Origin of the sequence: Streptomyces sp. NPDC046881, from assembly GCF_040645015.1 — a bacterium.
Classification (GTDB): domain Bacteria; phylum Actinomycetota; class Actinomycetes; order Streptomycetales; family Streptomycetaceae; genus Streptomyces.
Map to the genome: position 1 here is coordinate 21,794 of NZ_JBEYXJ010000016.1, position 13,511 is coordinate 35,304.

General features: G+C 71.0%; 14 protein-coding genes. 4 read left to right on the forward strand and 10 right to left on the reverse strand.

What is annotated here, in order from left to right:
- The first annotated feature begins 64 nt into the window (after positions 1 to 64).
- Complete coding sequence (locus ABZ923_RS10970; RefSeq protein ID WP_361469623.1) at positions 65 to 1,201, forward strand: peptidase M6; 1,137 nt, start codon at positions 65 to 67, stop codon at positions 1,199 to 1,201.
- A 65-nt stretch (positions 1,202 to 1,266) separates the two neighbouring features.
- On the opposite strand, the gene ABZ923_RS10975 is transcribed toward ABZ923_RS10970, so the two are convergent.
- The 6 genes from ABZ923_RS10975 to ABZ923_RS11000 form a co-directional block, all read right to left on the reverse strand.
- Positions 1,267 to 1,869, reverse strand: a complete 603-nt coding sequence (locus tag ABZ923_RS10975) for a hypothetical protein (RefSeq protein WP_361469626.1) — start codon at positions 1,867 to 1,869, stop codon at positions 1,267 to 1,269.
- Between the two features lie 197 nt (positions 1,870 to 2,066).
- On the reverse strand, positions 2,067 to 2,537 hold the full coding sequence (locus ABZ923_RS10980; protein ID WP_361469628.1) for a hypothetical protein: 471 nt from the start codon (positions 2,535 to 2,537) through the stop codon (positions 2,067 to 2,069).
- Between the two features lie 109 nt (positions 2,538 to 2,646).
- On the reverse strand, positions 2,647 to 3,324 hold the full coding sequence (locus ABZ923_RS10985) for a hypothetical protein (protein ID WP_361469631.1): 678 nt from the start codon (positions 3,322 to 3,324) through the stop codon (positions 2,647 to 2,649).
- Positions 3,321 to 4,973: a polyprenyl synthetase family protein gene (locus ABZ923_RS10990; RefSeq protein ID WP_361469633.1), complete on the reverse strand. Its 1,653-nt coding sequence runs from the start codon at positions 4,971 to 4,973 to the stop codon at positions 3,321 to 3,323. The genes ABZ923_RS10985 and ABZ923_RS10990 overlap by 4 nt, the downstream gene beginning before the upstream one ends.
- Complete coding sequence (locus tag ABZ923_RS10995) at positions 4,966 to 6,051, reverse strand: hypothetical protein (RefSeq protein ID WP_361469636.1); 1,086 nt, start codon at positions 6,049 to 6,051, stop codon at positions 4,966 to 4,968. Before ABZ923_RS10995 ends, ABZ923_RS10990 begins: the two co-directional genes overlap by 8 nt.
- 189 nt (positions 6,052 to 6,240) lie before the next feature.
- Positions 6,241 to 7,932, reverse strand: a complete 1,692-nt coding sequence (locus ABZ923_RS11000; RefSeq protein ID WP_361469639.1) for a serine/threonine protein kinase — start codon at positions 7,930 to 7,932, stop codon at positions 6,241 to 6,243.
- A 624-nt stretch (positions 7,933 to 8,556) separates the two neighbouring features.
- On the opposite strand from ABZ923_RS11000, the gene ABZ923_RS11005 reads away from it, so the two are divergent.
- Entirely contained in the window at positions 8,557 to 9,210 is a 654-nt protein-coding gene (locus ABZ923_RS11005) for a hypothetical protein (RefSeq protein WP_361469642.1), read from the forward strand.
- A gap of 20 nt (positions 9,211 to 9,230) precedes the next feature.
- Positions 9,231 to 10,097, forward strand: a complete 867-nt coding sequence (locus tag ABZ923_RS11010; RefSeq protein ID WP_361469645.1) for a lamin tail domain-containing protein — start codon at positions 9,231 to 9,233, stop codon at positions 10,095 to 10,097.
- A 142-nt stretch (positions 10,098 to 10,239) separates the two neighbouring features.
- Here ABZ923_RS11010 and ABZ923_RS11015 read toward each other — a convergent pair whose 3' ends face one another.
- From ABZ923_RS11015 to ABZ923_RS11025, 3 genes are read right to left on the reverse strand one after another with little or no spacing between them, the layout of a single operon-like run.
- Positions 10,240 to 10,656, reverse strand: coding sequence for an arsenate reductase ArsC (locus ABZ923_RS11015; RefSeq protein WP_361469648.1), 417 nt, complete (start codon positions 10,654 to 10,656; stop codon positions 10,240 to 10,242).
- Between the two features lie 25 nt (positions 10,657 to 10,681).
- A complete protein-coding gene (locus ABZ923_RS11020; protein WP_361469651.1) occupies positions 10,682 to 11,425 on the reverse strand; it encodes an MIP/aquaporin family protein in 744 nt (247 codons plus the stop codon).
- Positions 11,422 to 11,802, reverse strand: coding sequence for a metalloregulator ArsR/SmtB family transcription factor (locus tag ABZ923_RS11025; RefSeq protein ID WP_361469654.1), 381 nt, complete (start codon positions 11,800 to 11,802; stop codon positions 11,422 to 11,424). The genes ABZ923_RS11020 and ABZ923_RS11025 overlap by 4 nt, the downstream gene beginning before the upstream one ends.
- 80 nt (positions 11,803 to 11,882) lie before the next feature.
- Here ABZ923_RS11025 and ABZ923_RS11030 point away from each other — a divergent pair, with 80 nt between their 5' ends.
- Positions 11,883 to 12,356, forward strand: coding sequence for an ArsI/CadI family heavy metal resistance metalloenzyme (locus tag ABZ923_RS11030; protein ID WP_361469657.1), 474 nt, complete (start codon positions 11,883 to 11,885; stop codon positions 12,354 to 12,356).
- Between the two features lie 175 nt (positions 12,357 to 12,531).
- On the opposite strand, the gene ABZ923_RS11035 is transcribed toward ABZ923_RS11030, so the two are convergent.
- On the reverse strand, positions 12,532 to 13,212 hold the full coding sequence (locus tag ABZ923_RS11035) for a hypothetical protein (RefSeq protein WP_361469660.1): 681 nt from the start codon (positions 13,210 to 13,212) through the stop codon (positions 12,532 to 12,534).
- Positions 13,213 to 13,511 lie beyond the last annotated feature (299 nt).

Sequence of the window (13,511 nt, forward strand, 5' to 3'; positions counted from 1 at the left end):
CCCGCGCTTCCGACTCCCCCGGACGCGACAGCCGCTCCCCTTACCGGCCCTGTGGGTCCTCGCGGTGCTGCTCGCACTGACCACGGCCTCCGTCCCCGCCCAGCGTGCCCACGCCGTCAACGGGAGCACCTCGCCGTGTGCGCTGCAGGGGCAGGGGACCACGGTCAACGAGGGCCAGAACACCGACTACACCCAGTTCCTGGATCCCCTGGGGGTCAAGAACGTCGGTGTGGTCTACGTGGACTTCCCCGACGTGGCCGGCGCCGGCGACGTCGCGGACTACTACAACCTGCTGTCCCCGGCCGCCGACTGGGTCTGGAACGCCTCGTACGGCAAGACCGGGCTGAGCATGCGGCCGGTCGTGAACCGCTGGGTCCGCATGCCGTCGGCCTCCGACGCCTACGGCACCTCCAGCCCCACGTACCAGCAGCACACCCGGTACGTGACCGACGCACTGCGCACAGCGGCCGACGCCGGCGCCGACCTGGCCAGGTATGACCTGTTCTACATCGTCTCCACCGCCCACTCCCGGGTCAGCGGCTCCCACACGTGGTACTGGACGCCCACCCAGCCGATCCTCATCAAGGGCACGACGATTCGTTGGGCGGTGACGTTCGGCACCGACATGTGGCACTGGGGTCACAAGGTGGCCGCCCACGAGACCGCTCATGTCTTCGGAGCGCCGGACCTGTACGCCTTCAGCGGTGATCAGCACCGGTACGTCGGCGGCTGGGACGTGATGGGCCACGTGGCCGGAGCCGCACCGCAGTACTTCGGCTGGCTCTCCTGGAAGTTCGGCTGGACGAGGGACGACCAGACCGTGTGCGTGTGGCAGAACAGGACCCAGAACACCGCCACGTTGAAGGGTGTGGAGTACGTCGGCGGTACCAAGCTGCTGGTGGTCAGAACCGGCGCCACCACCGCCTACGTCGCCGAGGCCCGCAGGAAGGCCCACAACGACTTTGGAGCCTGCTCCTCCGGCGTTGTCATCTACAAGGTCGACACCTCCGTCGCGAACGGCCAGGGACCGATCCGGGTGGTGCCCCATCCCAACGCCGCGGCGCCACCGGCAGGGTGCGGCACGCTGGACATGGCCACGTGGCAGCCCGGCCAGACCTTCTACGACCGAGCCGCCAACGTGCAGTTCACCGTCCGGGCCGCCGACGCCCACAACAGCACGGTGAACGCCATCAAGTGGTGACCACCAGGTGGCGACGGACGGCCGGCATGTGTCCACGCCGGCCGACGCGTCACCTCATCGTCCTGTCATCCGATGCCCGAGGACGATTCGCAGCCGAGAGCGGCGCGGCTGGCAACCGTGAAGGAGATGCTTCCGGTGTTCTCCCAGATGTTGTTGATGTTGGCGAACAGCCACCTCGTGGTCAGGCTGTGGTCGGCCGAGGAGAGGGTGGCCGTCCGTCCCTCCGTGCCCGGCCTGATCCGGAACCTCACCACGGTGTCCCCCAGTTTGCCCGGGGGTGTCTCCTGGGCGCTCAGCGTCGTGCCGGACAAGGTGCCCGGCCCGGTCACCGATTCCACATGGGCCACCGCCATGACGGAGGCCAGGTTGACCCGGTGGACGTGGTACTGGGCTCCGACGGGATTGCGGGTGGTGTCCGGGCGCCACCTGAACGTGAAGGTCGACCCCGGTGCGATCCGTCCGCCGAACGGGTTCGGTGACGACGACTCGTGAATCACGCCCTCGCCCAGCCGGGCGCCGAACACGTTCCGCCAGTAGAAGCGGGGGTCGAGCCGCGCGTTCCCCGGCTGGATGCATTCCGGGTCGCGCGCCGCCGTGGACTGCGCCGCCGCAGCGGGTTGTGCCGGTGCCGTGGCGGCGTGCGCGGGCAGTGACGCCGTCAGCAGCATCGCCGCGGCCGTCGCCCCGAGGACCCACGTGCTTCGTTCTCCCCGCCGCGGCCGCAGCACCGACAAGGCGGTGCCCCTGGTTCGGCCCGGCGGACTGTTTCCTGCTCCGTGCATTCTCCGGCCTTTCTCTTCCGCGTGACCCGTCGGTGGCTCCGGGGCGAGCCGCTGGAACCACCGACGGACCGGTTCGTCGCGGGTCAGTCCTCGTCGGGGTCGAGGACGCGGCCCTTGAGCTTGATCGGGTTGGCGGCGCCCACCTTGAGCTGGCCGTCGGTGTAGCGGCCCGGCGTCGCGCCGTCGACGGCGGTCACCTGGGCGCCGTAGCCGATGCACTCCTGGTTGGTGGACAGGTACGGGTTGTGGGTGAAGGTCAGGGTGCGACCCCCGTCACCGACGGTGCCCTGGGTGGTTTCCAGGTTGCCTTTCGCCTGCAGCGTGTTGACGTCGTGGTAGGCCCAGGACAGCCATCCGGTGAACACGAAGCCGGTGGGAGCCTTCAGGGTGAAGGTGATGTCTCCGGGGTTGACCGGGTCGGGCACGGTGCTGAGGATGCCGAAGCTCAGGTGGGCGGGGACTCCGCCCGGCGCGTCCTCGACGATGCCCTGCTGGAGGATGTAGAGCTTGTTCTCGGAACCTGGCTGGACGGGGGCCTGGGTCTGCGTGGCCATGCGTATCCCTTCTGTGGATGGGTGCGTCCGCGTGAGCGGATCCGCCGGTGGCGGGCTTGGGGACCGGGCCGGCTCACGGACCGTCGGGAGCGGGGACGGGCGTCATGAGCTAGACGGACGGCGCGGGATCGGTCGGTGCGTGGTCGGCCAGGAGCGGGCCGAGGACGGACAGGGCGCCGAGGACGATGTCCTCGTAGAGGTAGAAGCCGGCTTCCAGCGGCGGCAGGTCGGTGACGGTGTCGTCCGCTACGGGTTCCGGATCGGCGGCGTGACCCGCGTCGTCGTCGGGGGCGGCGTGCGGTCCGAGCAGGTCGGTGATGTCCTGCGCGGCACCCAGGAGGGTGCTGCGGGCGGTGGTGGCCAGCAGGCGCAGGGGGAGGTCGAAGGCGGCGGTCGCGCGCTGACCGGGAACCAGCTTCGTCACCGTCGGTACCGCTTCGGTGGCCGTGGCGGCGATCAGCTGCACGGGGAGCGTGCAGGCGGCGACGATCCGCTCGGTGGGCATCAGGGGCGGGGGGTCACCGTCCACCATGAGGTCCTCCCACTCCATCAGGTCGAACAGGAACTGGCCGCCCTTGTACAGGGGCCAGGGCCGTACGGTGTCGAGCAGGAGGCGGGCGCGTTCGGGGGCGTCGCGGCGCAGTGCCACGCCGTGTCTGGCCAGGGTGCACAGGCATTGGCGCAGGCTGCTGTTGACGTGGCCGAGGAGGGCGAAGGCCCGGTGGTCGGTGGGGGTCAGCGGGCCGGCGGCGGTGGGCTCGGCCGGCGGGGGCGGGGTGGTGGTCACAGGGGCCTCGAGGTGACGTAGTGGGCGATCTGCCGCAGGACGGCTTTGCCTTCGTTCTCGGGGATGAACCGGAGGTCTTCCTCGAAGCGGGCGATGCCTTCGGCGGCGAGCCGGTCGGCGAGGTCGGTGGCGTACTCGATGGAGCCGTGCCGGCGCATGGCGGCGAGGAGTTCCTCGGCGTGCTGCTGGGTCTTGTCGGTACGGCGCTGCCGCAGGACGTCGAAGAGGCGGGGGCGCTCGTGGGCGTACGCGGTGCGGAAGAGGTGGATCAACATCACCGTCCGCTTGCCTTCGAGCAGGTCGCCGAGAGGTTCCTTGCCGTAGAGGGCCTCCTCGCCGACCAGGTTCAGGATGTCGTCCTGGATCTGGAAGGCGATGCCGATCAGGCGGAACGCCTCGTCGAACCGGCCGAGGACGGCGGGGTCGGTGACGCCGGCGCAGACGGCGCCGATGCGGCACGGGCTGATGCAGGTGTACCAGCCGGTCTTCTTGGTGCTCATCGTGAAGTAGGCGTCGTCGGTTTCGGGGACGACCTCGTGACGGATCCAGCCCAGCTCCATGGCCTGCCCCTCGATGGACTCCCGGCACATGTGCACCGCCTCGTGGATGAGGCCGAGGGTGCGGACCAGACCGAGGGTTTCGAGGTTGGACAGGACAGCGTCGACGGCGAGCAGGTTCAGCCCGTCGCCGACGTTGACGGCCAGGCCCAGGCCGTGTTCCTCGTGCATGGTCGGCAGACCGCGCCGGTGGGTGGACTCGTCGGCGATGTCGTCGTGGACGAGGAAGCCGTTGTGGAACAGTTCCAGCGCCGCGGCGGCGCGTACGGCGTCGTCGGGGCGCCCGCCGAAAGCGGCACAGGCGGCGATGGTCAAGGTGGGCCGCAGGCCCTTGCCCTGGCGAGCGGGGTAGGAGCGCATGAGGTCGTACAGCTCGGCACGCGGTTCGCGGTCCGGCAGCAGCCGTTCGATCTCCTCGTTGGTGCGGGCCCGGCACCGGAGCATGGTCTCCATCAGGTCCGCGTCCCGGACGGTGTCCTCCAGCGACCAGTCGGTGCTGGTGCGGCCGTCCCACAGCAGGCGCGGCGCGGTGACGGTGGTGTCACCGACCAGCGCGGGCGGCGCCGGCGCGTCCTCGGGCGAGCGTCGGGCGAGGAAGTCCAGGGCCGTCCAGTCGACCGGGTCGGCGGCCGGTACCCGGGCCGCGGGTGTCGCGCTGCCCCACAGCTGGGGGGCCTGTTCGCGGTACGCCCCCCACAGTTCCTGCATGCTGCGCAGGCCCGACGCGCGCTGGGACAGCAGGGTGAAGGCCCGCCAGACAGCGAGGGTGTCGTCGCGGGAGCCGCGGACATCGAGGCTGTCGGGCAGGACCTGGTCGGCGGGCGGGCGCTGGAGGTCGAACAGCAGGTTCATGGCCCGGTTGTCGAAGGCGACCTCGACATCGGGGTCCGGGCAGCGGTCCCGGTCCACCACGATACGGCTGTGCCGTGCGGTGAGTGTGGCGTGGCTGCCGTCGTTGAAGTGCAGGCCCAGCCGGATGCCGCGCAGGTGGCCGGCCGCGGCGGCGAGGATCGCCGGCGCCCGGTCGGACAGGGCGGCGACCGTCTCGTCCAGCAGCCGGGCCCCGGTGAACGCGGGGACGGTCTCAGTCATGGGCACCGCCGGCGAACTCCACGATGCCCCCGGTGTGGAAGCCGATACGGCGTCCGCCGACCCGGCCCTCCACCGTGCACGGGCCGAGGGTCTCGTGCACGCTGAACGGGTGCAGGCTGGTCTCGGAAGGGTTGACGATCCGGCCGGCCGTGTGCGAGCGGAAGTCGAGGACGAGACGGTCGTCACCGAGTCGTGCGGTGATCAGCAGTCGACCGGGCACCGCGGCCATCGGCGGGGTGCCCAGCAGGCCCGCCAACGGCGGCACCATCGCCACCCGGTCGCGGTCCAGGCTGCCGCTCACCGCCACCCGGAGATCGCGCCGCGGGAAGTGACGGATCATGCGCCCGTCGCGCCACAGCATCACCGACCCGTTGGCCGCGTCCGCGGGGTACGCGGGCTGGATCAGGGTGAAGACGACGGCCGAGGGCGGGGCCTGGTCGGCCGGGCCCGAGGGGTCGTTGACGAATCCGAACACCCAGCCGCCGAGTGTGGGCCAGGACCACCGGCCGCGTACCCGCTCGTGATAGCCGAGCAGGTCCGTCCGAGTCGCCGTACCGTCGCCGTGCCGCAGGGTCCCGGTACCCAGGACGCCGGGCTCCGACTGCCACCGCAGATGCTCGTCATCACCGAACGGCGCGCACTGCGAGGTGCACGGCCTGCTGGTCCGGGTCAGCCGTACGTCCGCCACCGGCGCAGCCGAGCGGGCGGCCACCCGGAACGCGCGGGGCTCTCCGTGCGGGTGCGGCAACCGGAAGGCCGACCACGGCAGTTCCGGCTGCTCGGCGTTGAACTGTGTCGCGCTCCAGCCGTGCCCCTCCCCGTAGAGGAGCAGGATCGCCATGTGCTGTCCCTCGGCCGCCGTGCCGGTTCCGCTGCGACGTCCGGTGGCCGGAGCGCCCGGATCCGCGAAGACCGAGCCGGTGGAGGAGCCCAGGACGGAGAGGTTCGCGATGAGTGCGTGTTGCCCACACCGTGACAGGAACGCGTAGTGCAGCCACTTGCGGTCGAGCGGGTGGGCGAGCGGGGCGTACGGGAAGGGGCCCGGCGGACCGAACCTCGGGAGGGCGGGCGTGGACACATTTCGAACGCTAACTCAAAGTAGCCAATCATTTACAACTCGTGACGGTCGTGAGGGTGACCTGGGAGCACAGAAACGATTACCTCCGCATTCATGGTTTGAGAACGCAAAGAGCCGCCCATGGCGGATGGTCTGCCATGGGCGGCTTCGAATCTCGTGCGTACCCTCGTGAGTCCTCGTCAGTCCTCGTCAGTCCTCGTCGTCGTCTCCGAGCACGCTCGCCTTCAGGCGCACTTCCGGCTGGCCCGCGATCACCGCCCGCCCGTCGGTGTACCGGCCCGGCTCGGCGTCGTCCAGGGCGCGGATGCCGAGCGTGTAGACCAGGGCCGCCGCCGGATGGCCGGGGGTGTTCAGGCGGGGCTCGTCCGTGACGGCCAACGAGCGCCCGCCTTCCCCGACCGTCCCCGCCGGGCCCCCGCCAGGGAGCACCGTGCGATCCGCGCGGTAGTACGCGCAGGTCACCCGGCCGTCGAAGACGAAACCCGTCGGAGCGGTGAAACGGTGCTCCACCCGTCCCGGGGCCCAGGGGTCGCCGGAGGAGACCCGGACGTGGATCAACTCGCTCTGCCCGCGCTGGACCTCCAGGCCGACCTCCTGTCGGACCAGCAGCCGGGCGGGCTGCGCGGACGCGGTGCCGCCGTCACCGGCCGGCACGCTGTCCGCTTCCCGGTCCGGTTCCGGTGCCGGCGCCGGTGCCGGTGCCGGTGCCGGCTTCCGCTCCGGTTGCGGTTCGGGGGACCGCTCCCGCTCGGGTTCCCGGTCCGGCTCCGGTTCGGGCTTCTCGCCCCGTACCGGGTCCGTGTCCTCGGAGAGAGCGGTGGTGAGGGGCACGGCCGCGATCCGGTGGTGGAAGTTGTCCGCCACGAGCAGCTGCCCCGCCGGATCCACGGCGAGACCACACGGGTAACGCAGCGCGGTGTGGACGGCGGCATCGGGCGTGTCGACGGACGCGGTGGCCTCGCCGGCAGCCGGATCCGGCTGCCCCGCGATGATGCGGGCCGCTCCGTCGGCCAGCCGCCACACGCGGTGTCCGGTCTGGTCGGCGACGTAGACCGAGCCCTCGCCGTCGACCGCCACCGCGCACGGTGCACCCCAGTCGACCACCGTGGCGCCGGCGGCTCCGTCCGGCGGACCCGCCAGTACCCGGAGTTCCCCGCCCGAGCCGAGCAGCAGTACCCGCCGGCCCTCCGGGTCGGCGATGTACAGCCGGTCGGCCGCGTCGACCGCCAGGCCGGCGGGCAGGAACGCCTCGCCCGCATCGGCCGCACCGGAGCCGCCGGACCGCCCGGATGCCGCGACGACCGTGCTGATGACGCCGTTGCCGTCGATCCTGCGCACCCGGAGAGTGCCGGCTTCCCCGACGTACAGCCGGCCCGCCGCGTCGACAGCCACGGCGCACGGGGAGTCCAGCCGGGCGCGGTCGGCCGGCCCTCCGTCGCCGTCACCCTCGCCTTCACCGCGCGAGCCGTCTCCCACGGCGGTGGTGATGACACCCGAGGAGTCGATCCGGCGGATCCGGTGGTTCATCTCGTCGGCGACGAACACGGCTCCGTCCGGGGCGACCGCGAGCGCGGACGGGAAGCCGAGGCGGGCACCCACCGCGTCGGCGCCGTCGCCGGTGAACCCCCGCAGCCCGTCCCCGGCGATCGTCGCGAGGAGGCCGGTGCCGTCGATACGGCGGATCCGGTGGTTCGCGTGGTCGGCGACGAAGACCGCCCCGCCTCCCACGGCCACGTCCGCGGGGAAGGCCAACTGTCCGTCCGGCGCGGGCCCGCCGTCCCCGGAGCACCCGACCGTGCCGTTGCCCGCCACGGTGCCCGGCAGGCCACCTCCGTCCGGCGAATCCGGCGGACGCCGCAGCGCCGTAGCCCTGGCCGTCACGCCGCCACCACCCGGCAGGGGCGCGGCCGGGCCTCGACGACGCCCGCCACCTCACACCTCCGCAGCCTGGTCTCCCGCATCTACGTCCCCTTCCGCATCGTCGTTGGCGTTTCCCCTGCATACCGGTCGGAGGGGCACCGCAGGAGCAGCCACCGCGTCGGCCACTCGCACGAGGGAGGAGCCGGGCGAAACGGACGACGAGGAACTTCCTTACGAGTGGGAGGACCGGAGAACGCCAACGGCATCGACAGGGGCGCGGATTGAGGCGCTCCAGTCCGCCCCGTGCGCCGTATCACGCCTCAGCTGCACTCGAACAAGTGACGCAGAATCGATTCGTCGTTCCAAATGGGGGAATGCCGGCATACCGCCGGCGGGGGCGGGCTAACGATGGACCCGAATGAGGCTCCGATGCGTGCCGCGGCGCCCGCGCGAAACGCCCCGCCCGAAGCCACGGGCGGCGTCCGCGTTCCGCCTTCCGGACACAGCCATCACAACGTCCGCGATCGGTGCACCGCACGGCGTGCGGTGCCGAACTCCGGCCGCCTCCTGCGGGCCGGACGAACCGCACCAGGACGCCTCTCGTTCCGTCACACGCTTCGATCACAGCCCCAGGAGGACTCGGAGATGGCCACCGACGTGCAGACCAAGAAGGACGCCTACAAGCGGGGAGAGGATCAGGGGCGCGCCGACGCGCTCGCCGGAAAGCCCTACGCCGACCCGCCGCGCGACGGCACACGCGGCGAGCAGGACCATTACGCGAACGGCTACGACTGGGGATACGAGCAGGGCCGTACCCAGAGCGAGCACGGCCAGACCACGGACGGGCAGGGCCAGGACCAGAAGCTCGACCTCGTGGTCTGGCAGGAGGGCGGGGTCGAGGACGCTCCCGGGGGCCTCGGCACCACCATCAACGTCTGCGTCCGCACGCCGAACTGGAGCGAGACGGTCGACGCCGGCGAACGCGAGCACGTCTTCACGGCCCCCACCGGGTTCCGCTGGAACGGCACGGTGGGCGCCCAGTACAAGCGCATCGACCAGACCACGGGCGGCAACCTGCCCCCCGTCCAGCCCAAGGTCAGCGCCGACGGACGCACGCTCACCTTCACCTACCACGTGCACCTGAACACGAACGGCCAGGACAAGGACTGCATCGTCTACACCTGCGGCCTCGAAGCGGTCGACGGGGCCAAGCCCGGCCGCCACACCGACGGCGTCGCCCAGATCGGCACCGCGCCCCCGGCCAAGCTCAAGGCCGAGGTCATCGAGGACGAGGACTGAGAGAGCAGGAGCCAGACACCATGACCACCGTCGTCACCTCAGGCGTCTTCTCGTCCACCAACCCCGCCATCTCACCGGTCAACGGCGTGGGCACCGACTACATCCAGTGGGGCAGCGCCGGCAGCCAGAGCGGGTACCAGTTCCGCGGTGAGGCCGCGGATGTCCAGCTCGACGGCACCGAGTTCGTCATCGGCACCTTCATCCACCGCAACAAGCCCACGACGGTCAGCCCCAGCCAGTTCGACGTCCAGCTGACCATCAACGTCATGTTCGAGGACGGCAGCACGACCGACCTCGACTTCAGCTTCCACCACAACGAGACGCCCAACAGCACAGGTACCAGCCCGGCCGACGACGACCTGGTCGACCTGCAGACCTTCGTCCACCCCCGGCCCGTCACGATCGACGGCAAGCAGTATCGGGCGGTACTGAGCGGGTTCAAGCGCAACGGCCAGATCGTCCGGCAGTTCCGCAGCCCGGAGGACGGCATCAACTTCGCCGACGTGGTCTGCATGTTCACGCTCGACGAACCCGACGTGATCATTTCCGGACTGCGCTACCAGGGCACGAGCACCGGTCAGTCCGACGAGTACGTCGAGATCTTCAACAAGGGCGGTGCGCCCCAGGACCTGACCGGCTGGAAGGTGGAGGCCAAGCCCACCGAGCGCTCGTTCCCCTTCCCCTCCGGCACGGTCATCCAGCCCGGCCAGCGCTACCGCGTCTACACCAACGAGAACCACCCGGAGTACGGCGGCTTCTCCTTCAGCTCCTCCAGCGAGGTCTGGCGGGACCAGGGCGGCATCGCCCGCCTGGTCGCGGACGACGGCTTCGTCGTCGACCAGTCCCCCTACCTGGACAGGGGGTTCAACAAGACCAGCACTCCGTGAGCCGGAACCCGTCGGCCCTGCGACGACAGGTGAGGGGGAAGGACACCTCACCTGTCGTCGTCGATGCCGAGCTGGTGGATCGTCAGGACCTGGTGGGGGTGCTCGGTGCCCGTCACGGTGATGCGGTACTCGTCGACCAGGGTCAGTTCGCGGGGGCGATCTCGTCGACCAAGCCGCGGATGCGCTTCTCGATCTCGTCGCGGATCGGGCGGACCGCTGCGACACCCTGCCCCGCGGGGTCGGGGAGTTCCCAGTCGAGGTAGCGCTTCCCGGGGAAGACGGGGCAGGTGTCACCACACCCCATCGTGATGACGACGTCGGACGCCTGGACCGCTTCCACCGTGAGCACCTTGGGCACCTGGGCCGAGATGTCGATGCCCAGCTCTGCCATGGCTTCGACGACGGCCGGGTTCACGGTGTCGGCAGGGGCGGAGCCGGCGGAGCGCACCTCGACGCGGTCGCCTGCCAGATGGGTGAGGAAGGCAGCCGCCATCTGCGAACGCCCGGCGTTGTGGACGCAGACGAACAAGACAGACGGTCGCTCAGAGGGAGAGGGCATGGCGGATGTCTTTCCGGGCGGTGGGTCAGAGGCTCGCGGGGGCGGCGAGTTCGGGTTCGCCGGAGGCGGGGACCGGTGTGACCGGCGTCGGTGCGGGCTTTGCGAACAGGGCGGCCACCAGGCCCAGGCCGACCACGGCACCGGCGACTTGGGCCGCGATGAACGGGCCTAGCGAGGCGGGTGCGATGCCGGCGAAGGTGTCGGTGAAGGCGCGGCCGACGGTGACGGCGGGGTTGGCGAACGACGTGGACGACGTGAACCAGTACGCCGCGCCGATGTAGGACGCCACAGCCGCCGAAGCAAGGTGGGCGCGACCGGTGCGCCCGAGGCCGAAGATCAGCAGGACGAGACCAGCGGTGGCGACCAGCTCGCCGAGCCACAGATGGCCGGCGGAGCGGTCATGGCCGGACCACTGCACCAGGGGCTTGGCGAACATGGCGTCAGCCAGGACGGCGCCGCCGATCGCTCCGGCCGTCTGGGCGGGGATGTAGGCGGCCAGGTCTCGGATGGTCGGCCCGTCAGGGGTGCGCCGGCCGGTGAACCAGGCCGCGAGTGTGACGACCGGGTTGAAGTGCGCGCCGGACACCGGCCCGAGCAGCGTGATGAGCACGCCCAGCCCGAAGACGGTTGCCAGCGAGTTGGCGAGCAGCTGCACGCCGACGTCATGGGTCAGCTCCGTGGCCTGGATACCGGAGCCGACCACCACGGCGACCAGGGCGGCCGACCCCACGGCTTCGGCGAGGGCGCGACGCGCGAGTGGTGCGCTCACGCGGTCGTCTCAGCCTTCTGCGTGCTGGTGAGGAACGCGGCGAGTCGGTCCAGGGTGCCGGGCAGCACCCAGTAGTAGACCCAGGTGCCTCGGCGCTCGCAGTCGATCAGGCCGGCCTGCCGGAGCAGCTTGAGGTGATGCGAGATCGTCGGCTGGGACAGTTCGAAGGCCGGGGTCAGGTCGCACACGCAGACTTCGCCACCGGCCCGCGAAGCGATCAGCGACAGCAGGCGCAGGCGTACCGGGTCGCCCAGCGCCTTGAAGATCTTGGCCAGATCGGCCGCCTGGTCCTCGTCCAAGGGCGCGGTCACCAGCCCCGGGCAGCAGGCAGCGGACGGATCGTCCGGCCCGAGCACCACCAGTTCTTGCTTCGACATACTTCTATGTTGACGATTCTCGATCCAAGGTGCAAGCTCTGTATTGACAGATATCAATGCAAGCAGATGGGAGACACGTCATGTCCCGTGCCCAGCTCGCCCTGCGCGTCAGTGATCTGGAAGCGTCGATCACCTTCTACTCGAAGCTGTTCGGCACCGAACCGGCCAAGCGGCGCGAGGGCTACGCCAACTTCGCCATCACCGAGCCCCCGCTCAAGCTCGTACTCATCGAGGGCCGGCCCGGCGAGGACACCCGTCTGGACCACCTCGGCGTCGAAGTCGAGTCCACCGAGCAGGTCAATGCCGCCGCGACCCGGCTCAAGGACGCCGGTCTGGCGACCTTCGAGGAGAACAACACCTCCTGCTGCTACGCCCTCCAGGACAAGGTCTGGGTCCACGGCCCCGGCAAGGAGCCCTGGGAGGTCTACGTCGTGAAGGCCGACGCCGACACCCTCGGCAAGAGCGCCGACCCCACCGCCACCGGCGACGGCTGCTGCACCGGCCAGGCCCCCGAGGAGACCCCGGCAGCGGCCGGATGCGCCTGCGGCCAGTGATGCGACGGCGGTCACCATCCCTCGTCCAGGGGAGTCCGGCCACGACTCCCGCTGAACGGACGGACGGGCATGGACGCAGGCGCACCACCCGAGTGCTCCTGCCTCCATCCAGGTACCCGCCCTCACCCTGTGCCTGGGCCGACCGGGGCGGAGCCGTGATCGGCGGCGGCGCTGCTCATGTCCCCGCGGTCAGCACCAGCACGCGGCACGAGCCGGGCGGTACGGCCGTGAGGGTGCCGTCTCCGGCACTCCGCCACCCCCAGGACCTCAACGTCTCGGCGATCCCGTCGTTCCGGGCTTCCACCAACGTGACTCCGAGCGCGGCGCCGTCGTCGGCGAGCAGTCGCCGCTGCAGGCGCCGGGCGAGGTTCCAGGCGCGGTCCTGGTTCTCCCGGCGCACGCGGGGCGGGACGACGATCGCGGAGACGACGAAAAGCCGCCCGGGGGCGACGCGGCGGAGCAGGCCCTCCCGAACGTGTCCGCCGAAGTCCGCCCGCCACGGGCCGGCGCCGATCAGGGGAAAGCCGTAGGCACATCCGGTCAGGACCGTGGTCTCCGCGATCAGCAGCGAGAACCCCGGTCGTCGTGCGTCGGACGCGAGGTGTCGCAGGAAGTCGGCCCGCGCCTCGTTCCACGCCCAGGGGCCGCCGCCGGAGACCTCCGCGTACAGGTCGCCCAGTTCCTGCCGACGGTCCTCGACCTGGCCGCGGCTCAGCGGACGGAGGCGTTCTCCCTCGTGGGGTGAGGATCCCCGCTCCCGATTCGGCCGGCCCGGCGTGGGTGTCCCCGACCTGTCCGGCGCCGGCCGGGGTGCGGGGAGGTTCGAGGTCGTCGGGATCAGCACGTGCGCGCTCATGGGCCGAACCCTGCCCCGGGCGCGGTCCAGGGCCGACCCGGCGTCGTCGATCACCGAGAGCGGCACCGGCGCCGTAGCCGGTGCGCGGCATGCCCTCGATGTCTCCACCGTACTCCCGGCCGGGCCCACCACGACGGCAGCTGACGGCCGCGACAGCGCGTTCCGTGCGGCGCACGGTCTGCCGGGGGCGGTCACTGCTTCCGTGCCGGGGTCGGCTCGGCCGGCCACGGGTCCGGGCGGCTGGACCAGCGGTCGGCCGTGGCACCCACGTCCCTCCCTGCCCCGGCATACCTTTCAAG

Coding starts and splice junctions, on each gene's coding strand:
- ABZ923_RS11030 (WP_361469657.1), top strand. CDS start 11,883: ATGTCCCGTGCCCAGCTCGCCCTGCGCGTCAGTGATCTGGAAGCGTCG.
- ABZ923_RS10975 (WP_361469626.1), bottom strand. CDS start 1,869: ATGCTGCTGACGGCGTCACTGCCCGCGCACGCCGCCACGGCACCGGCA.
- ABZ923_RS11025 (WP_361469654.1), bottom strand. CDS start 11,802: ATGTCGAAGCAAGAACTGGTGGTGCTCGGGCCGGACGATCCGTCCGCT.
- ABZ923_RS11015 (WP_361469648.1), bottom strand. CDS start 10,656: ATGCCCTCTCCCTCTGAGCGACCGTCTGTCTTGTTCGTCTGCGTCCAC.
- ABZ923_RS11010 (WP_361469645.1), top strand. CDS start 9,231: ATGACCACCGTCGTCACCTCAGGCGTCTTCTCGTCCACCAACCCCGCC.
- ABZ923_RS11035 (WP_361469660.1), bottom strand. CDS start 13,212: ATGAGCGCGCACGTGCTGATCCCGACGACCTCGAACCTCCCCGCACCC.
- ABZ923_RS11005 (WP_361469642.1), top strand. CDS start 8,557: ATGGCCACCGACGTGCAGACCAAGAAGGACGCCTACAAGCGGGGAGAG.
- ABZ923_RS10980 (WP_361469628.1), bottom strand. CDS start 2,537: ATGGCCACGCAGACCCAGGCCCCCGTCCAGCCAGGTTCCGAGAACAAG.
- ABZ923_RS10990 (WP_361469633.1), bottom strand. CDS start 4,973: ATGACTGAGACCGTCCCCGCGTTCACCGGGGCCCGGCTGCTGGACGAG.